Annotated in this window: 20 protein-coding genes and 2 pseudogenes; 14 read left to right on the plus strand and 8 right to left on the minus strand. The window is 41.9% G+C overall.

Going from position 1 to position 17,753, the window contains the following annotated elements; all coding sequences use genetic code 11:
• Nucleotides 1-204: 204 nt before the first annotated feature.
• From ANSO36C_RS12125 to ANSO36C_RS12135, 3 genes are all read left to right on the plus strand, one after another.
• The gene (locus ANSO36C_RS12125) at nucleotides 205-1,491 is read left to right on the plus strand and encodes a glutamyl-tRNA reductase (protein WP_251959732.1); all 1,287 of its coding nucleotides are present in this window, start codon (nucleotides 205-207) and stop codon (nucleotides 1,489-1,491) included.
• 108 nt (nucleotides 1,492-1,599) lie between these two features.
• The gene (locus ANSO36C_RS12130; protein WP_251959733.1) at nucleotides 1,600-2,160 is read left to right on the plus strand and encodes a DUF2087 domain-containing protein; all 561 of its coding nucleotides are present in this window, start codon (nucleotides 1,600-1,602) and stop codon (nucleotides 2,158-2,160) included.
• A gap of 46 nt (nucleotides 2,161-2,206) precedes the next feature.
• Nucleotides 2,207-2,797, plus strand: coding sequence for a Uma2 family endonuclease (locus tag ANSO36C_RS12135; protein WP_251959734.1), 591 nt, complete (start codon nucleotides 2,207-2,209; stop codon nucleotides 2,795-2,797).
• A gap of 88 nt (nucleotides 2,798-2,885) precedes the next feature.
• Here ANSO36C_RS12135 and ANSO36C_RS12140 read toward each other — a convergent pair.
• From ANSO36C_RS12140 to ANSO36C_RS12150, 3 genes and pseudogenes are all read right to left on the minus strand, one after another.
• Nucleotides 2,886-3,461: pseudogene (locus tag ANSO36C_RS12140) on the minus strand (Uma2 family endonuclease).
• A gap of 60 nt (nucleotides 3,462-3,521) precedes the next feature.
• On the minus strand, nucleotides 3,522-4,304 hold the full coding sequence (locus ANSO36C_RS12145; RefSeq protein ID WP_251959735.1) for an ABC transporter ATP-binding protein: 783 nt from the start codon (nucleotides 4,302-4,304) through the stop codon (nucleotides 3,522-3,524).
• A complete protein-coding gene (locus ANSO36C_RS12150; protein WP_251959736.1) occupies nucleotides 4,294-5,427 on the minus strand; it encodes a branched-chain amino acid ABC transporter permease in 1,134 nt (377 codons plus the stop codon). Before ANSO36C_RS12150 ends, ANSO36C_RS12145 begins: the two co-directional genes overlap by 11 nt.
• Nucleotides 5,428-5,632: 205 nt before the next feature.
• Between ANSO36C_RS12150 and ANSO36C_RS12155 the strand changes: the two genes are divergently transcribed.
• The 3 genes from ANSO36C_RS12155 to ANSO36C_RS12165 all read left to right on the plus strand — a co-directional run bounded on the left by ANSO36C_RS12155 (nucleotide 5,633) and on the right by ANSO36C_RS12165 (nucleotide 7,838).
• Nucleotides 5,633-5,830: a hypothetical protein gene (locus ANSO36C_RS12155; RefSeq protein ID WP_069073153.1), complete on the plus strand. Its 198-nt coding sequence runs from the start codon at nucleotides 5,633-5,635 to the stop codon at nucleotides 5,828-5,830.
• 51 nt (nucleotides 5,831-5,881) lie between these two features.
• On the plus strand, nucleotides 5,882-6,139 hold the full coding sequence (locus tag ANSO36C_RS12160; RefSeq protein WP_251959737.1) for a cytotoxic translational repressor of toxin-antitoxin stability system: 258 nt from the start codon (nucleotides 5,882-5,884) through the stop codon (nucleotides 6,137-6,139).
• 112 nt (nucleotides 6,140-6,251) lie between these two features.
• Nucleotides 6,252-7,838, plus strand: coding sequence for a glucose-6-phosphate isomerase (locus tag ANSO36C_RS12165; protein WP_251959738.1), 1,587 nt, complete (start codon nucleotides 6,252-6,254; stop codon nucleotides 7,836-7,838).
• Nucleotides 7,839-8,090: 252 nt separating this feature from the next.
• Here the strand turns inward: ANSO36C_RS12165 and ANSO36C_RS12170 are convergent, their stop codons facing one another.
• A complete protein-coding gene (locus ANSO36C_RS12170) occupies nucleotides 8,091-8,444 on the minus strand; it encodes a hypothetical protein (protein WP_251959739.1) in 354 nt (117 codons plus the stop codon).
• Nucleotides 8,445-9,130: 686 nt separating this feature from the next.
• Between ANSO36C_RS12170 and ANSO36C_RS12175 the strand changes: the two genes are divergently transcribed.
• From ANSO36C_RS12175 to ANSO36C_RS12185, 3 genes are all read left to right on the plus strand, one after another.
• Nucleotides 9,131-9,511: a hypothetical protein gene (locus ANSO36C_RS12175; RefSeq protein WP_251959740.1), complete on the plus strand. Its 381-nt coding sequence runs from the start codon at nucleotides 9,131-9,133 to the stop codon at nucleotides 9,509-9,511.
• Nucleotides 9,512-9,585: 74 nt separating this feature from the next.
• Entirely contained in the window at nucleotides 9,586-10,059 is a 474-nt protein-coding gene (locus tag ANSO36C_RS12180; RefSeq protein ID WP_251959741.1) for a TspO/MBR family protein, read from the plus strand.
• Between the two features lie 89 nt (nucleotides 10,060-10,148).
• Complete coding sequence (locus ANSO36C_RS12185; protein ID WP_251959742.1) at nucleotides 10,149-10,622, plus strand: TspO/MBR family protein; 474 nt, start codon at nucleotides 10,149-10,151, stop codon at nucleotides 10,620-10,622.
• A 291-nt stretch (nucleotides 10,623-10,913) separates the two neighbouring features.
• Here ANSO36C_RS12185 and ANSO36C_RS12190 read toward each other — a convergent pair whose 3' ends face one another.
• From ANSO36C_RS12190 to ANSO36C_RS12200, 3 genes are read right to left on the minus strand one after another with little or no spacing between them, the layout of a single operon-like run.
• Complete coding sequence (locus ANSO36C_RS12190) at nucleotides 10,914-11,621, minus strand: M15 family metallopeptidase (RefSeq protein WP_251959743.1); 708 nt, start codon at nucleotides 11,619-11,621, stop codon at nucleotides 10,914-10,916.
• A 58-nt stretch (nucleotides 11,622-11,679) separates the two neighbouring features.
• Nucleotides 11,680-11,934 (minus strand): DUF4926 domain-containing protein, encoded by a 255-nt coding sequence (locus ANSO36C_RS12195; protein WP_251959744.1) that lies wholly within the window; start codon nucleotides 11,932-11,934, stop codon nucleotides 11,680-11,682.
• Nucleotides 11,921-12,265, minus strand: coding sequence for a DUF6883 domain-containing protein (locus ANSO36C_RS12200; protein ID WP_251959745.1), 345 nt, complete (start codon nucleotides 12,263-12,265; stop codon nucleotides 11,921-11,923). The genes ANSO36C_RS12195 and ANSO36C_RS12200 overlap by 14 nt, the downstream gene beginning before the upstream one ends.
• A 59-nt stretch (nucleotides 12,266-12,324) precedes the next feature.
• On the opposite strand from ANSO36C_RS12200, the gene ANSO36C_RS12205 reads away from it, so the two are divergent.
• The 4 genes from ANSO36C_RS12205 to ANSO36C_RS12220 all read left to right on the plus strand — a co-directional run bounded on the left by ANSO36C_RS12205 (nucleotide 12,325) and on the right by ANSO36C_RS12220 (nucleotide 16,340).
• Nucleotides 12,325-13,803 (plus strand): aminotransferase class I/II-fold pyridoxal phosphate-dependent enzyme, encoded by a 1,479-nt coding sequence (locus ANSO36C_RS12205; RefSeq protein WP_251959746.1) that lies wholly within the window; start codon nucleotides 12,325-12,327, stop codon nucleotides 13,801-13,803.
• An 80-nt stretch (nucleotides 13,804-13,883) separates the two neighbouring features.
• Nucleotides 13,884-14,903: an ABC transporter ATP-binding protein gene (locus ANSO36C_RS12210; RefSeq protein ID WP_251959747.1), complete on the plus strand. Its 1,020-nt coding sequence runs from the start codon at nucleotides 13,884-13,886 to the stop codon at nucleotides 14,901-14,903.
• 111 nt (nucleotides 14,904-15,014) lie between these two features.
• Complete coding sequence (locus ANSO36C_RS12215; protein ID WP_251960318.1) at nucleotides 15,015-15,902, plus strand: ABC transporter permease; 888 nt, start codon at nucleotides 15,015-15,017, stop codon at nucleotides 15,900-15,902.
• 36 nt (nucleotides 15,903-15,938) lie between these two features.
• Nucleotides 15,939-16,340 carry a hypothetical protein gene (locus tag ANSO36C_RS12220; RefSeq protein ID WP_251959748.1) on the plus strand — a complete coding sequence of 134 codons (402 nt, stop codon included), beginning with the start codon at nucleotides 15,939-15,941 and terminating at the stop codon, nucleotides 16,338-16,340.
• An 82-nt stretch (nucleotides 16,341-16,422) separates the two neighbouring features.
• Here the strand turns inward: ANSO36C_RS12220 and ANSO36C_RS12225 are convergent, their stop codons facing one another.
• On the minus strand, nucleotides 16,423-16,860 hold the full coding sequence (locus ANSO36C_RS12225; RefSeq protein WP_251959749.1) for a peroxiredoxin: 438 nt from the start codon (nucleotides 16,858-16,860) through the stop codon (nucleotides 16,423-16,425).
• Between the two features lie 191 nt (nucleotides 16,861-17,051).
• Here ANSO36C_RS12225 and ANSO36C_RS12230 point away from each other — a divergent pair.
• Nucleotides 17,052-17,457: pseudogene (locus ANSO36C_RS12230) on the plus strand (Npun_F0494 family protein).
• Nucleotides 17,458-17,753: the final 296 nt, after the last annotated feature.

The raw sequence follows: 17,753 nt of genomic DNA on the forward strand, positions 1-17,753 counted from the left end.
GCATTTGGCAAGAGATGTTTCTATAAAACGGAAAAATATTCACCCAAATGCTTCATCGTTACACTAGTTAGTAGTTAGTATTTAGTGATTAGTTATTGTTTATTGGTTGGAAAAATTATCGAACCAATAAACAAAAATTCCCCATTCCCTATTCTCACTCAATGCCCTATTCTCAACTACCAATTAGTAACTACGATTTAGCAAATGAATATAGCAGTGGTGGGGTTAAGTCATAAAACAGCCCCAGTAGAAGTCCGGGAAAAACTGAGCATTCCAGAACCACAAATTGAAAGTGCGATCGCTCAACTGGCCAGCTATCCCCATATTGACGAAGTTGCAATTCTTAGCACTTGTAACCGTCTGGAAATTTACATTGTCACCAGTGAAGCAGACCAAGGTATCCGAGAAATAACGCAGTTTCTTGCGGAATACAGTAAACTACCCGTGCTTTCTCTGCGACAACATTTATTTATGCTGCTACATGATGATGCAGTGATGCACGTTATGCGGGTAGCAGGTGGTTTAGATAGTCTGGTACTCGGAGAAGGTCAAATTCTGGCTCAGGTGAAGACTACTCACAAACTGGGACAGCAATATAGTGGTATAAAAACCATTTTGAATCGATTATTTAAACAAGCGTTAACAGCTGGTAAGCGGGTTCGTACTGAAACTAGTATTGGTACTGGTGCTGTCTCGATCAGTTCGGCTGCTGTGGAGTTAGCACAAATTAAAGTAGCAAATTTAGCTGCTTGCAGAGTAGTAATTCTGGGTGCTGGTAAAATGTCGCGGCTGCTGGTGCAACACCTCATTTCTAAAGGTGCTGTGGAAATTAGTATTGTAAATCGCTCTCGCGATCGCGCCCAAGAATTAGCAAAGCTGTTCCCTCAGCAACCGATCAATATTCATCCGCTATCGGAAATGATGAGCGTAATTGCCGATAGCGATTTGGTATTTACAAGTACTTCAGCAACAGAGCCAATACTTGACCGTGCCAAATTGGAAATGGTGTTAGAAGTTCAGCGCTCTTTAATGTTATTTGATATTTCTGTGCCGCGTAATGTTGATGCGGATGTAAATGAATTGGAAAATGTGCAAGCGTTTAATGTGGATGATTTGAAGGCTGTAGTAGCGCAAAACTACGAAAGCCGTCGCAAGATTGCACAAGAAGCAGAGAAACTTTTAGAAGAAGAAGTCGAAGCCTTTGATATTTGGTGGCGCAGTTTAGAAACTGTTACCACTATTAGCTGTCTGCGAAATAAAGTCGAAACCATCCGCGAACAAGAGTTAGAAAAAGCTTTGTCGAGATTGGGTTCGGAATTCGCTGAGAAGCATCAAGAGGTTATCGAAGCATTAACGCGGGGAATTGTCAATAAAATTTTACATGATCCAATGGTACAGTTGCGATCGCAGCAAGATGTGGAAGCTAGACGGCGCTGTATGCAAACTCTGCAAATGCTGTTCAACCTGGATGCAGAGGAACAATTTAGTTAAATTTAACAACAAGAACCCCGACTTTTAGTAAGAAGTTGGGGTTCTGAGCCAATCGGTTTTAAATTAGATATACTTCTAATTAGATAGATGTCTAATTAGAAGTTAGTTATGCAACCAGAGCAATTCAATATTTTACTGCGCTTTTTCAAGGCATTAGCGGATGATAGCCGATTGAAGATTGTAGGTATCCTGGCAAATCAGGAGTGCAGCGTCGAAGAATTGGCGGCGCTACTGCAACTCAAAGAACCGACGGTATCTCATCATTTAGCGAAACTTAAAGAGCTAAATTTGGTGACAATGCGTCCCGAAGGTAATAGCCGTCTATATCAATTGGATAGCGAGGCTTTACAAAGCATTAGTAAGGAAATTTTCACACCTGAGAAAATAGCATCCTTGATTGAGGATGTGGATACTGAAGCTTGGGAAAGCAAAGTGTTGAAAAACTATTTTGAGGACAATCGCCTAAAAGAAATTCCTGCTAGTCGAAAAAAGCGTTTAGTTATTCTTAAGTGGTTAGCAAACCAGTTTGATGTAGGAGTAAACTACCCTGAGCGTTTGGTAAATGATATTCTCAAACGCTACCATATTGACTGCGCCACCCTGCGACGAGAGTTAATTGCTTGCCAGTTAATGCAGCGAGAGAATGGGGTTTATTGGCGTATAACATAGATATGAAAGATGAATAAGCAAGCGCACAATCATAGGTCATATCTTTATGCAGTTAGAAACACAAAAATTTTATTATACACCTGAAGAGTATTTAGAACTTGAAGAAAAAGCAGAATATAAAAGCGAATACCGTGATGGAGAAATTGTACCGATGACGGGTGGCACTACAAATCATAATAAAATTGCTTTAAATTTAGCTGCATCCTTAAAAATTGCTTTAAGGCATAAAAATTATGATGTTTATATTGGTGATGTGCGTTTGTGGATACCCCGTTATCGGCAGCATACATATCCTGATGTGATGGTGATTGAGGGACAACCTATTTATACGGGAACCAGCACAACAACGGTTATGAACCCGATGCTAATTACTGAAGTTTTATCTAAATCGACTAAAAATTATGACCAAGGCGATAAGTTTCTTTATTATCGCTCTATTCCAGAATTCAAGGAATATATTTTAATTGACCAATATCAATATCATGTGATGCAGTATGTAAAAACTGCGGAAAGTCAATGGTCATTTACTGAACTTGAACATGAATCTGCGATTTTATCACTGCAAACAGTTGATTTTCAAATTGAATTGCGCGACCTTTATGAGCAAGTTAATTTTGCAGAAAACAACGAAGATTAAAAAATAAAGCTCTGATTTGTCCCGGATGCTGATTCATCCAAAAAAGTTAATTTAAAATTGTTTAGCAAGTAGCTACCAACGTCCTTCACTAAATTTGTGTTTCTTCCTCGGTAAAGATAGGAGGCCACAATTCAGTAAGAGGCAATTCCCAACCGGGAAAAAGCTCTGGTATGGTTAAGATATCACCATTTTCTAAAACTGTAGGTTCGCCTGTAGAGCGATAAATTGTAACTGTCTTTTCATCAGGATCAATTAAAATCCCGACAACTGCTCCTAATTCTATAAATTTCCGAATTTTGGCTACTATAAGTTTAATTTTATCGCTCTGAGATTTAATTTCTACCACCAAGTCAGGGACAAGTTCTCCAAAGTAACGAGGACTTTAAAGAAGTCGGGAAGCACGAACAAAGGAAACATCAGGTGCTTTGAGGTTTGTATCTGGCATGATGAAACCGCCAGCAGAATCAAATACTCTTCCCCAGCGACGAGGATTTATCCAAGCAAAGAGAAAGGCGATGAGACGACTACTGATTTCGCTGGATACAATGTCTGACGGCCCCGTTATTGAAATTTTCCCATTTTCGAGTTCCAGCTGGTAATCTAAACCTGCTTCGGTAAAAGCTGTTTGAACTTGCTCTAAATCTCTGACTGTCATCATTGACATAAAAAGCTCCCTATCCCTTTATGGGTAGAATATTCTCGACTCTAAATTCTGACTCCTGTTTTATTTACCCAAATAAGCTTCTAGAACTTTGGGATTAGTTTGAATTTCTGCTGGTGTACCGTCAGCCAAATTCTGTCCTTCGGCAAGTACCCAAACACGATCGCACAAGGACATAATCACATCCATATTGTGTTCGATAATCAAAAAGGTCATCCCATCTTCACGGTTCCAAGTGATAATGCGATCGCAAATATCATCAATCAGTTTCGGATTCACCCCAGCCGCCGGTTCATCCAACAAAATTAACTTGGGATTAGTCATCAGCGCCCGTCCCATTTCTAGCAGCTTGCGTTGTCCACCAGACAGGCAACCAGCATAATCGTGCGCTTTTTTTGCCAAACCCACCGATTCTAATAAAAACATTGCCCGTTCTTCGAGTTGCTTTTCTTCCTTAGCGACAATATGCGGTTGCAACTGCACTTGCCAAAAATTTTCACCAGTTTGTTTTTGCGCCGCCAGCAGCATATTTTCTAACACCGACAACCGCGAGAGAGTCCGTGCAACCTGAAAAGTGCGGATTACTCCCTGCTGGGCAATTTGATATGGTTGCAAACTGTGAATCGGTTCGCCGTCAAAAATTACTCGTCCCTTATCTGGGCGAATAAAGTTTGAGAGTAAGTTAAATAAAGTGGTTTTACCAGCACCATTGGGGCCAATTAAGCCCGTGATGCTGCCTTTAGCAACTTCGATTTTCGCCTCATTAACTGCTTTGACACCACCAAAGCTTTTAGAAAGTCCAGTGGCTGCCAAAAGGGGAAGTGGCGATGAATAGTTATTTACCAAGAGTAAGTTCCTCCTTTTTCCCTAAGATACCTTGAGGACGCCAAATCATCAGTACCATCAAAATTAGTCCGATTACCATGATCCGAAATGCACCCAAACGGGCTTCATCAAGGGGGACGATTCTAGGTAAAACTTCCCGCGTCAGCGCATCATAAGCAAAGAAAATTACCGCACCTAATATTGTGCCAACGTTATTACCAGAACCGCCTAAAATCACCATAATCCATGTGTCAAAGGTAATTTGGGGTTGAAAGTTATCAGGGTAAATAGCACCCAGTTGCCAAGCAAAAAAAGCACCAGCGATACCCGCGATCGCACCCCCTAACATGAGAGATTGTAATTTATACCAAAAGACATTTTTTCCCAGCGCTTTGGGAATTTCTTCATCTTCACGGATGGCTTTGAGAATTCTACCCCAAGGCGATCGCACCAAAATTTCTAACCGCCAGTATACAAATGCTAAAACCAGCAGTAACACCAGCATTAAACCGGCTTTTGGGTTGTAATTATACAGTCCGATTACCCCAGAAATATAAATCGCTGCTGCCAAAACTGCTAAAACAATTGCCACACCCAAGCGGGATATAAATTCTTGCTTGCTAGTTGTCCTTTTACCTAAATCAGTAGTCCGAGATATTTGGGTGTTGCGAATCCATCGCCATAACGTAAAAAAAGTTACAGCAGTTAATAGCGTTAACAATCCAATCATTCCTAATCTGACAAACAAATTTGGCTCTGTGGATAGGGGTATGGAATAACTTTGCACACCAAATGCCCCAGAAATCCAGGTGTCACCCACAGGTAATTCCTGGTTATTCACCACCAAACGAATTAATTCGCCCGTACCAATAGTGACAATTGACAGATAATCTTCTCGCAAGCGTAGAGTTGCAAAACCAATTACCAAACCCAACAAGGCGGCGACAATTGCTCCAGCTACTGCCGATATCAGTAAAGGTACGCCCTTCAAGCTTAACAATACGGTTGTATATGCTCCCAGGGTCATAAAAGCAATATGACCAAAGTTAATTAACCCCGTAAAGCCCCACTGTAAATTGAGTCCTAGTGCGAATAGAGCAAAAAGTGCTGTAGAAATTGCTAAGAAAATGAGATAGTCAACCATGTTTTGGAATGGGGAATGGGGAATGGGGAGTGGGGAGTGGGGAATGAGGAATCGGGAATCGGGAATGGGGAATGGTTATTTTCCTTGTCCTCCTACTCCCTGCTCCGACTCACTAAGCGAATAAATTTTAGCGTAGCTTGAGCGTAGCTAATTTTATGGGAATACTATTTATTGTTGGTGTTTGCTGGTAGGGAATAGTTGACGTATGAATTTGCTGCGACTGAGAATGCATCACTTAATCGAGCAGTTAGCCGATGACGATTTGCAAGACATTTGGGATGTTCTCGAAGCTTTACATTGTGACTTTTATATGCTTAAAGCGATACAACAAGTCAAGCGATCGCAGCAACCGTGGGATATCTTAACCCATGAAGAAGCGGTAAGACTGTTGATGTTTTTCTGATTCAGCAGCACTCTTTTGGTGTCCCTCAAGTTTTGGTTAAGGTAACGCCTAGTGAGTCTGGAAATGCGCTATGCAAGGTCCTTTTTACTAGACCTGAAAAATCTAGAACCTGCCGCCTACGAGCGGGTGCATGATTTTGTGTTTATTGAGTTAGCCCAAAAGTGGCAGTTGAGCGATTTAAAAGAGCTACGACAGCTAGATAGTGAAGGCATTTTTCACCGCTTTACCCTCGATAATTATCTGATTGGTATAGAAATTAGAGGTGAAATTGTGAAATTTCTGCGTGTCATCCCTATGCCAGATGTTTAAAGTGAGGAGTCAACAGGACACTTAAAACTGTAAACTGTATAACGCTAGGCAGGGATCGCTATAACCTTCCATTAAACTGGTTTTTGAAAAACACTTTATTTGAGATTTCCCTATGGATGCTAGGGCACTTTGGCAACGATACCAAAACTGGTTATATTTCCACGAGGGATTGGGACTTTACTTAGACATAAGTCGAATTCGGTTTGATGATGCCTTTGTGGAATCGTTGCAGCCGAAGTTTGACAAGGCGTTTGCGGATATGGCTCAACTGGAGAAGGGCGCGATCGCAAATCCTGACGAGAATCGCATGGTTGGACACTATTGGCTGCGAAATCCTGATTTAGCACCAACTCCAGAACTTACACAAGAAATTGTCCAAACCCTAGAACAAATCGAAGCCTTTGCCGAAAAAGTCCAAACAGGTGCTATTCATCCTCCCGGAGCAAGCCGCTTCACGGATATTATCTCCATTGGCATTGGTGGTTCCGCCCTCGGCCCCCAATTCGTCGCTGAAGCTCTCGCTCCTGATTTCCCGCCCCTGAAACTTCACTTTATCGATAACAACGATCCAGCAGGTATCGATCGCGTTATCAATCATTTACGAGATAGCCTCGCCAGCACTTTGGTATTGGTGATTTCCAAATCTGGGGGAACACCGGAACCTCGTAACGGCATGATTGAAGTTAAAAAAGCCTACGCCGAAAACAATTTGCAATTTGCTCAATATGCGGTAGCAATTACCAGCGTTGATAGCAACCTCGATAAACTGGCCAAAGATGAAGGTTGGCTGGCCAGATTTCCTATGTATGACTGGGTAGGAGGACGCACCTCAGAAATGTCTGCTGTGGGGCTAGTACCAGCCGCATTACAGGGCATTGATGTTCGCGCTATGCTAGATGGCGCAAAAGAAATGGATGACGCTACTCGCGTCCCAGATGTGAAAAATAACCCAGCCGCCTTACTTGCTTTATCTTGGTACTTTGCAGGTAACGGAAAGGGCGAAAAAGATATGGTTGTCCTACCTTACAAGGACAGCTTATTTTTATTCAGTCGCTATTTGCAACAACTGGTGATGGAATCTTTGGGCAAAGAAAAAGACTTAGACGGCAAGGTTGTCCATCAAGGCATCGCTGTTTATGGCAACAAAGGCTCAACAGACCAACACGCTTACGTCCAGCAGTTGCGTGAGGGTGTAGCGAATTTCTTTGCTACCTTCATCGAAGTGTTGGAAGATCGGCAGGGGCCATCCACTGAAGTAGATCCGGGAGTTACATCAGGCGATTATCTTTCCGGTTTTCTCCAAGGAACCCGACAAGCGCTTTATGAAAATCACCGCGATTCGATTACAGTCACCATTCCCCAAGTTAACCCGCGAACTGTAGGGGCATTAATTGCTTTGTATGAACGCGCTGTTGGTTTATACGCTAGCTTGGTTAACGTCAACGCCTATCATCAACCGGGTGTAGAAGCTGGGAAAAAAGCTGCTGCCTCCATTCTCGATTTGCAAACACGAGTAGTAGCAGTGTTGCAAAAAGAAAAAGCTCCCATTTCTCTTGACGAACTCGCAAAGAAAGCAGGCGCATCAGAACAAGTTGAGGCAATTTACAAGATTTTGCGTCATATCCATGCCAATCAGCGAGGTGTAGTTTTGCAAGGTGATCTTCAGAAACCCGGTAGTTTGAAAGTTTCTGCTAGCTGATAGCTCTAGTTTAAATATCACATTTTGTCCATAATTGTTGTATCAGCAACAATTTTTTTATGAAGCATCCTAGATAGAAGAAATATCTTCCGTCTAGGATGCTTTGTCGTATAATTCGTAATTCGTACCAGGCAGCACCGAATCAGTGCAACGGTTCCCCAGTTGCGTCAACTTGTTTTCAGCTTTTTTGCGATCGCACTTGGCATTGAAGACAGTCGTTAGTATTGTTCTTAACTGAGTGTAGTAGCTTCACTAGTCCAATCGCTCACAGCACGGTATAGATTCCAAGTTTGGTTGTAAAATTTGTTCTTGTGCTTTCAGCTTTTCTTCTAAAGCTTTGTAGTTAAATCCAAGCCAAACCATTACGTTTTCTTCAGATTTTTGGTCTTTGAGTTCTTGTGCAATGATTAAAGTTTGCTGCAATATTTCTATTGCCTGATAGTGTTTCTGCTGTTGTGTCAATTTTATCCCTTCCTCTAGTAGTCTTTTTGCTTCTAGCGATCGCAAGTTTTGAGCCTGTCCCCAGGCGGGTTGAGCCATCAGCATTACTGTTAAAGGCGTTAGATAAAAACCCAAAGCTAAAAAAGTGGTGAGAATTTTTTTCATAGAATAGCGCAGAGGTAGCTGTTTTTAATTGGGTGTTAACAGAGTTTTGTTAGCAACATCAAAGTATTTGGTCAAATCTGGGATTGCTACCCTACAGGAACGCTAAGAGCAAACAGAGCGATCGCCAGAACAATAAATACCTTGACTTTGCGTAAGTCCCATACAGCGCTTCCCACTATTATGCAATACAGTTTTTCTCTTTGCCTTGCTCTTGGCGTAGCATAGCTTTCACCTCTGAGGATGGATGTACCTCATAGCGGCCGAAAGTGCTGTAATCGATTTTATTTAAAAAGAGTTTGAGAATTGATTAGGGTCTAAATTAGCAGGAAATAATAAAATTTCCTTGCCTTCTAAATTTGCCTTTTGGTGAAGCAAAATTGCCTTTCCCAAATAACAATATTTAATTGGAACCCATGTGTCGCTATAAAAGTAGACAGTTACTCGGCTCATTGCATACTCTTTCAACGGCAATGGAAGAGACCAGGACGAGTCCACAGTTTGAACCTTACCTATTGAGTCCATGCTTTGAACCTCAATTATTAAGCATATATACTTTCACTCATTAGGATGATTTAAAGTAACTGTCATAAGTAATAAGAATCTGCTTTTAAATTCTATCTTTAGATAAAATTTAGAATTATAAGTAACCTAGGGACACAGAAAAAGTCAGTCTAAACTTATCATTTTTGGGTTCAAAGACTCGTCAACGAGTATCTGAGGTGGATGAACGGAGTTCAAAGACTCGTTCACGAGTATCTGAGGTGGATGAACGGAGTTCAAAGACTCGTTCACGAGTATCTGAGGTGGATGAACGGAGTTCAAAGACTCGTCAACGAGTATTTGAGGTGGATGAACGGAGTTCAAAGACTCGTTCACGAGTATCTGAGGTGGATGAACGGAGTTCAAAGACTCGTTCACGAGTATCTGAGGTGGATGAACGGAGTTCAAAGACTCGTCAACGAGTATTTGAGGTGGATGAACGGAGTTCAAAGACTCATCAACGAGTATCATTTAAAATCCTGCCAAACGATGTGAAGGTTTCAAACTCAGGGATGATGAGTAATTAGCAACTAAATTGACAAAATCAGACTATAAAGAGTGATATTAAGCGATAAATAGCGCTTGTAAAGGACTAACGGCCATGATTAAATCTTGGATGGTGATTGGAGGGGTCGCTTTCTTGGTTGCTTTAGCAGCTAACGTAATTACGCCTAGCGATCGCCAATGGTTCAAGCGCTTACTAAGACCGAGATGGCTAACTTTTGAGGGTGCGATTCCTATTATCTGGACTGTAATATTTATTTGCGGTGCATGGTCAGCTTATATTGTCTGGGAAAAAGATCCAGGAAGCACCCCAACCTGGTTAATCATGGGTTTATACTTGCTTTTAGAAATTGTAACCATTGCCTATACACCTGTAATGTTTAGGCTTCGCAGTTTGAAAGTGGGTACAATTCTCGGTGGCACAGGTTTTATCATTTGTGCTTTATTGATACTTGCAGTTTTAAGTATTTCTGGTTGGGCAGCATTGCTATTAGTTCCTTATTTGCTGTGGAGTCCCATTGGTACTTATACCACTTGGAAGATGATCAGTCTCAATCCTCAAGATGCTTAAGATTCGCACCAGGGAATGATTAAACATATAGCCTAAATTGTCAAACTTGCAGTGTATGACTTGACAAAATACACAAGCAGGAGTGCATTATGATTCCATCTTGGATAATAATTGGGGCTGTAACTTTCTTCGTCGCCCTTGGTAGTTTCTTCATCACACCGCGTGATGTTAAATGGTTTGCAAATTTAAGTCGCCCGCGTTGGCTAGTTTTTGAGCCGTTGATTCCAGTCATCTGGACTGTAATTTTTATTTGCGGTGCAGCTTCAGCTTATGTTGTCTGGGAAAAAAATCCCGGAAGCCCAATTACTTGGCTATTAATGGCTTTGTACCTCTTGGTGGAAATTATCACCGTTGCCTATATACCTTCAATGTTAAGGTTTCGCAGCCTCAAAGTTGGGGAAGTTCTTGGGCTAATCGGTTTGATTTCAGGCGTTGTCCTCGCAATCTGCGTTTTGCCGATTTCTCTAATGGCGGCGTTGTTACTCCTTCCCTATCTAGTTTGGACTCCTATTGGTACTTACACCACCGACGAGTTAAAAGAGTTGAATCCTCTAGATGCTTGAAGAAGAATTCAGGAGTCAGAATTCAGGAGTCAGAATCAAGACGCGACGCTCGAATACTCGCTAACGCTCCGCTATCGCGGACTCGCTAACGCTACGCTATCGTGGACTCGCTACCGCTACGCTATCCGCCACTCGTACAGAATTCATACTGAATTCTGACTCCTGACTCCTGAATTCTGTTTAGATAATTAGGACTTACGCAAAATATCTCTCAAACTCTGATTTCTCCGTGTACTCTGCGCCTCTGTGGTTCGTTATTCCGTAACTCTTGCGTAAGTCCTAATAATGAATTTATGCAAGCCGTCCATAACGTGCCGTGACAGGATTGGCTGGATTAGATTGATTATTCAGCCAAGCCCACATTTGATCGCCAATAGAAAAATGCCACCACTCTCTAGGATTGCGTTGAAAACCGACTTTTAACATTACATCTTGCAATAGCTGACGGTGAGCATGATACTTTTGGGCTTCTGGGCGATCGCTATTGGCATAATAATCTGGATGCGATCGCTCTGACATTTCATCAATTGGCGAACCCATATTTACTATTTGCCCTGCATTGTCTACCAGCGTCACATCCACCGCCGCACCTGTACTGTGAGGAGGAGGAGTTTTTTCATCAAAACTTGGTACAGCCCAAATTGCATAAACTGCTTCCCAAATTTCTTGGCGTTGGTTTGGGGATAATTCCACATCAGTTAATCCCCTATCTTGCATTGCTTGGGCGAAGCTGTAATCTACCATAAACTGCTGGACTGCTACTGGGCGATAAGCATCAAAAATTTGGATACGCCAGTTTGAATGCAGCAGTTGAAGATAATTTTGCGCTTGGATTAAATTTTCAATAACACTTTGACGGAGATAATAGGGAGAGCGATCGCCATAAGGCGCACCTAATTTTTCATAAGGATGCGAAGATTCCACCGCAAACAATTCTAAAGGAATCGCCATTAACGGTTCACCACACTCAAAAATTGGAATTTGATGATAAGCTCTCATCTAGTCAGCTACACAGGACTTACGGATTTTAACGCAAGCATAGTATTTTGGTAAAAACTTAGGCAATTGCCAAATCATAATGTAAAACTAAGATTTCATCTGCTCTCAAAGTCGCCATTGCATATTCGCAACCCTGGGTATCAGCAAACTCAACTAAATAATATTCTTTTTGCTCATACACTTCTACAATTGTCCCAACTTGCCCACTAGGTAAGCTTTCGATAGAAGTATAATCTTCTTCCACTAGTTGTAATCTCTCAATGGGAATCGGCTTAAGTGTAGCAATAGTATCCAAAAGTTTAATTTTGTTCATTTAACTTCAAAAATGCAGTAATCAAACGTGGATAGGGTTTATTAGTGGTAGTTTCCCAGATTGTTCGCAGCCTGATTCCGCCTGTATCAGGTACTATCCAATCTACCTTAAACTGTTGACCAAATTGTGTAGTACTTTGCTGAACAACTTCACCTGAAACTGCTGCTATTTGAATAAGTTCACGCAAAACATAGGCGTTTTCTAGTGTGATTCCTAGAATTGATGCGAAAACTCTAGCTTTATGTTTCCCACTCGGATGTTCTGGGTTTAGACAATAACTTATAAGCTTTTCCGTCGAAATCTCTGCTTGTTCACCGTTGGGTAATTTCATTGTCTATGAATATCCCCTAACAGACTTCAAATTTTATCATTAACGGTTTGTTTATTTTAATGCTCAATCAAAACCAAACACCTATATTAGATGCCTTAAAAGCCAATGCAGGAAGACTCCATGCACCTTTTTACACCCCAGGACATAAACAAGGTAAGGGAATTTCTCAACCCTTAGCTGACTTATTTGGTAAAGCCGTCTTTCGCGCTGATTTAACCGAATTAGCAGATTTAGATAATCTCTTTGCACCCCAAGGCGTTATTCAAGAAGCACAACAACTAGCAGCAGCAGCTTTTGGCGCTTCACAAACATGGTTCCTTGTCAATGGTTCTACCTGTGGGATTGAAGCAGCAATTCTCGCTACCTGTGGCACAGGCGATAAAATTATTCTGCCTCGCAATGTACATTCATCTGCGATCGCTGGTTTAATTCTCTCCGGTGCAATACCAATTTTTCTCAATCCTGAATACGATCCAGTTTTAGATATTGCCCATAGCATCACGCCCAACGCTGTAGAATCTGCACTCCAACAACATCCAGATGCCAAAGCAGTGTTGACAGTTTACCCAACATATTACGGCGTTTGTGGAAATTTGAGTGCGATCGCCAACATTACACATCAATATAATATTCCTCTACTTGTAGATGAAGCCCACGGCGCACACTTTGCTTTTCATCCAGAATTACCCACTCCAGCCTTAGCCGCAGGTGCTGATTTAACTGTACAATCCATCCACAAAGTACTCGGTGCGATGACACAGGCATCAATGCTGCATATTCAAGGTAACAGGATAGATTGCGATCGCATCAGTAAAGCTTTGCAACTCGTACAATCTACCAGTCCTAGTTATTTACTTTTAGCTTCTTTAGATGCAGCGCGTCAGCAAATGGCACTCCACGGAAAAATGCTGATGTCTCGCACTTTACAACTTGCTAATGAAGCTAGAACAAAAATCAGTCAAATTCCTGGCTTATCTGTTTTAAGCCCTTCTCAAGGGGGGTTGAGGGGATCTCCCGGCTTTGTAGCTTTAGACAAAACACGATTAACTGTCACTGTTTCTGGTTTAGGTTTAACCGGATTTGAGGCAGATGAAATTCTAGATGAAAAATTTGCTGTCACCGCCGAATTCGCTTCACTGCAACATCTCACCTTTATCATTAGTTTAGGCAACACCTCAGCCGATATTGAGCAACTGGTACAAAGTTTTACCACTCTTGCCAAAGAATATCGCCGAACCAACTTAACTGTTAAAAGCGATCTTTGCCAGGATATTTTCACTGCAAAGTGCCATCCTTTACATTTTTCTCCCCGTGAAGCCTTTTTTGCTGTCAGCGAAATATTACCTTTGATACAGACTAATCAACGCATCTGTGCAGAAATCGTCTGTCCCTATCCTCCAGGAATTCCCTTGTTAATGCCGGGAGAAGTCATCACCAAACCCGTTCTTGACTATCTGCAACAAATCCAGGCGATGGGGGGATTTATTAGCGGTTGCAATGACACAAGCTTCAAAACTTTGAAAGTGCTGAAAATTTAATTTTTGTCCTCTCAACACTCTCCACCTTCTACAATAAAGATAGACTTTATTGAGATTTGTATAGTTGGGGATAAGCTGTCATGGCTCCCGCCGTTTTCATTCAAAATTTGCAAAAACGCTACGGTACAGTAGTTGCCGTCCAAGATGTTTCCTTTCAGGTAGAACCAGGAGAAATCTTTGGTTTACTTGGCCCCAACGGTGCTGGGAAAACTACTACCTTGCGTGCCTTGTGTACACTCACCACGCCGGATGCTGGCAAAATCGAAGTATCTGGCATCTCTGTGTTAGATAATCCGAGGGTGGCAAGACAACGACTAGGCTATGTAGCCCAGGAAGTAGCTATAGATAAGGTGTTGACTGGAAAAGAATTGCTGCAATTGCAAGCCGCACTTTATCACCTTCCAGGCGCAGTAGCCAAACAGCGCATCGAGACGGTATTAGATTTACTCGGTTTGCAAGAATACGCCAATAAAAAGACAGGAACCTACTCTGGCGGTTTACGCAAGCGTCTAGACTTAGCTGCTGGATTACTCCATTCACCGGATGTTTTGGTGTTGGATGAGCCAACTGTGGGACTTGATATAGAAACCCGTTTTGTCGTTTGGGATTTCCTACGAAAATTACGCGCCTCTGGGACGACGGTAGTAATTACCAGTCATTACTTAGAAGAGGTTGACGCTTTAGCCGATCGCGTGGCAATTATAGATCGCGGCGTTGTAATTGCTGCTGGCACACCTTCACAATTAAAAGATCAAGTAGGGGGCGATCGCATCACTTTGCGAATCCGTGAGTTTTCCCCGATTGAGGAAGCAGAAAAAGCTAAAAACCTCTTGCAACCTTTGCCGTTTGTGCAAGAAGTGATCATCAACAGCGCTCAAGGTAATTCCCTCAACTTGGTGGTGACACCTCAAAATGATGTCCTGATTAACATACAGCAAGCGCTGAATACTGCTGGCTTGCCCATATTTGGTATTGCCCAATCTCGCCCTAGCCTCGATGACGTTTACCTCGCCGCTACAGGACGCACACTAATGGATGCAGAACTAGCAGCCGTTGCCACTCGCGATCCTAAAGCTGAGAAAAAGCAGAATATGAGATAGGGAATGGGGCATGGGGTATGGGGCATGGGGAGATGAGGGAGAAGAACTAATAGATCATGTCCAATGCCCAATGCCCAATCTAAAATTCAAAATCCAAAATCTAAAATTGCTATGAGCGTTACTCCTAAATCTGATATCAATTGGCAGCCGTTAGCATCGCCACAAGCAGATGCTAATCCTGCACCTAACTTTTTCGGTGAATTGGTACAAGAGACGTTGGCTTTAACTCGTCGCTTGTTTATTCAATTGCAACGGCGTCCCTCCACATTGGTTGCCGGAATTATTCAGCCTGTAATGTGGTTGGTGCTATTTGGTGCATTATTTCAAAATGCCCCCAAGGGATTGTTCGGCAGTACGACAAATTACGGACAATTTTTGGCTGCTGGAGTAATTGTGTTTACAGCTTTTGCTGGGGCGCTGAATGCTGGTTTGCCCGTAATGTTTGATCGCGAGTTCGGCTTTTTGAATCGTTTGCTGGTAGCACCGTTAGCATCACGGTTTTCCATTGTCTTTGCTTCAGCAATCTTTATCATCAGCCAAAGTTTGCTGCAAGCTGCTGTGATTGTTGCAGCAGCAGCGTTTATTGGGGCTGGACTACCAGATGCAACGGGTTTATTTGCGATCGCTCTAATTGTCTTCCTCTTAGCTTTGGGTGTAACAGCCATCTCCCTTGGTTTAGCTTTCGCTCTACCCGGACACATTGAATTGATTGCAGTGATTTTCGTCACTAATCTACCATTATTGTTTGCGAGTACTGCTTTAGCACCTCTATCCTTCATGCCTCAATGGTTGCAGGTTGTGGCTACTTTAAATCCTCTCAGCTATGCGATCGAACCAATTCGCTATTTGTATCTCCACAGTAGTTGGGAACTAAATAGCGTAGTCATGCAAGCTCCTTGGGGTGATGTTACCTTTGGGGGAGCATTGTTAGTTTTGTTTGGCTTTGCCGTTGTTGCATTGCTGAGTATTCAACCCCAACTGCGGCGGACTCTTGCTTAAAGAGATAAAATATAGCAATTTTAGGGTCAAAATCCCATGAAAAAATCATTTTTACAAATCACTAGACTCTTTGTCGTTACGGCCGCAGGAATTAGCTTTGCTTCCTTGCTCATAGCTCAACCCAGTTCGGCTCAAGTTAGCAGCCCAGCCGATGCTTTTCCTAGTAACAGTACAACAGACCAAAATACCGATCCTTTTTCCCGTTCAAACTCAGACAACTTTAATATGTTTGACTTGATTCATCGGGCAAATTTCGGGACTCTCAACTGGAATTCTGATCAACAAAACGAACAACTAAACTCAGCAGCAGATGCTTTTAGAGAAAATCAACGAAAATTAATAGAACGTCGTCAACAACAGCAAGCAACCCCTGGTTTGCCATTAGTCATACCACAACCAGTTCCACCAGCATCAGTCCCACCAGCATCTGGTAACTGAATTTTAATAAAGAACCCCAAACCCTCTAGGATTTGGGGTTGAAACTACGCTTTTAAAAAATCCTTAGTTATCAGGTAAAAAACTACAGCCCAAGTACAGCCAAAACATCGCTAGCATGGGTGGTGGTATTTACACTGCTGTCAACATGGGTAATTTTACCGTTGGGGTCAATTACGTAGGTGACGCGTTTGGCATAACCACCGCCATCTACATCGAAAGCTTTGATGAGGGATTTGTCACTGTCAGCCAATAAAGGAAAATTCAAATTATATTTTTGGGTGAATGCTTGATGGGAGACTTCATCATCAGCACTGACTCCCAAGATGACAATATCTTTACCTTGATATTGAGCTTGGGCATCCCGAAAACTACAAGCTTGTTTGGTGCAACCTGGGGTGTCATCTTTGGGGTAAAAATACAAAACTACTGTCTTTCCCCTCAAATCAGATAGCGAGACTGTGTTGCCGTTTGTATCTTTGGCGGTAAATGCAGGTGCATCCGTACCAACTGCTAGAGGCATAATTAACCTTTCCTGTTTCAGATTGTTGATGCACTTGAAATTTTACATTAATTTATAATGTTTAAATATAATTACTAAAAAATAGCATAACTAGAATTTAGGTAACTAATTTTGGTTTAATGAGGTATCTGTTACAAGAAAAAATATATTAAATTAATCTTTATTAGAAGAAAAATTTCTCCCCATATACAATGCCTGCTGTTGATTCCCAAAACCCAAATATTTTTGTCTATCCTCAAAGCACAGTAGAAAGAGCCGAGCGATCGCTAGTGTGTTCACCGTTTAATCTATCTTTATTTGAAGTCATGAGACACCAGAGCGTGTCATTAACTGCGATCGCTCTAGAAAATGGACTCAAGCAAGGCTATACTAAGCGCCCTTTATCCGAATTAGCCTGTGATAACGCCTTGGGCTGGCTGATTCAAGTGGGTGTATTACGCCGAGAAGTCGATGGACAGGGGATTACAGATAGTTTTCGCCTCACTCCCTTGGGACGTCAGTTAGTAGAAACAATACCAGGGAAAAAACTGGCGTACTCCTTCATGGCGCGATCGTTTATACGATGCTGTAACTCGTTGGTTGCGGATACTTTTTTAGAATAAAAAACTAAAAAGTTAGGATTAGGGAATCAAAGGGAACAATATATACGGAAACGTCACATCTATTCATGAAGTCTTTACCATAATCATCTAATTGAAACTTTTGATGGTACTGGTAAAGAGATGAGGCAGAGGAAAAGGGTACTGCTCTTGCAAGGGAAATAAATTATACAGGAATTTTCCTCCTGTTCTCTACTCCCTGCTCTCCTATTTTTTAACTGATGGACGGATTGCCATATAATTGTTAACTCCTAAAAATTCACCCTGTATCCTGAAAACTAACTTATAGCAACT

The sequence above is a fragment of the Nostoc cf. commune SO-36 genome (assembly GCF_023734775.1).
In the GTDB taxonomy this organism is placed as follows: Bacteria; Cyanobacteriota; Cyanobacteriia; order Cyanobacteriales; family Nostocaceae; genus Nostoc; species Nostoc commune_A.

Coding starts and splice junctions, on each gene's coding strand:
- ANSO36C_RS12125 (WP_251959732.1), top strand. CDS start 205: ATGAATATAGCAGTGGTGGGGTTAAGTCATAAAACAGCCCCAGTAGAA.
- ANSO36C_RS12130 (WP_251959733.1), top strand. CDS start 1,600: ATGCAACCAGAGCAATTCAATATTTTACTGCGCTTTTTCAAGGCATTA.
- ANSO36C_RS12135 (WP_251959734.1), top strand. CDS start 2,207: ATGCAGTTAGAAACACAAAAATTTTATTATACACCTGAAGAGTATTTA.
- ANSO36C_RS12150 (WP_251959736.1), bottom strand. CDS start 5,427: ATGGTTGACTATCTCATTTTCTTAGCAATTTCTACAGCACTTTTTGCT.
- ANSO36C_RS12155 (WP_069073153.1), top strand. CDS start 5,633: ATGAATTTGCTGCGACTGAGAATGCATCACTTAATCGAGCAGTTAGCC.
- ANSO36C_RS12165 (WP_251959738.1), top strand. CDS start 6,252: ATGGATGCTAGGGCACTTTGGCAACGATACCAAAACTGGTTATATTTC.
- ANSO36C_RS12170 (WP_251959739.1), bottom strand. CDS start 8,444: ATGAAAAAAATTCTCACCACTTTTTTAGCTTTGGGTTTTTATCTAACG.
- ANSO36C_RS12180 (WP_251959741.1), top strand. CDS start 9,586: ATGATTAAATCTTGGATGGTGATTGGAGGGGTCGCTTTCTTGGTTGCT.
- ANSO36C_RS12185 (WP_251959742.1), top strand. CDS start 10,149: ATGATTCCATCTTGGATAATAATTGGGGCTGTAACTTTCTTCGTCGCC.
- ANSO36C_RS12190 (WP_251959743.1), bottom strand. CDS start 11,621: ATGAGAGCTTATCATCAAATTCCAATTTTTGAGTGTGGTGAACCGTTA.
- ANSO36C_RS12195 (WP_251959744.1), bottom strand. CDS start 11,934: ATGAACAAAATTAAACTTTTGGATACTATTGCTACACTTAAGCCGATT.
- ANSO36C_RS12200 (WP_251959745.1), bottom strand. CDS start 12,265: ATGAAATTACCCAACGGTGAACAAGCAGAGATTTCGACGGAAAAGCTT.
- ANSO36C_RS12205 (WP_251959746.1), top strand. CDS start 12,325: ATGCTCAATCAAAACCAAACACCTATATTAGATGCCTTAAAAGCCAAT.
- ANSO36C_RS12210 (WP_251959747.1), top strand. CDS start 13,884: ATGGCTCCCGCCGTTTTCATTCAAAATTTGCAAAAACGCTACGGTACA.
- ANSO36C_RS12215 (WP_251960318.1), top strand. CDS start 15,015: ATGAGCGTTACTCCTAAATCTGATATCAATTGGCAGCCGTTAGCATCG.
- ANSO36C_RS12220 (WP_251959748.1), top strand. CDS start 15,939: ATGAAAAAATCATTTTTACAAATCACTAGACTCTTTGTCGTTACGGCC.
- ANSO36C_RS12225 (WP_251959749.1), bottom strand. CDS start 16,860: ATGCCTCTAGCAGTTGGTACGGATGCACCTGCATTTACCGCCAAAGAT.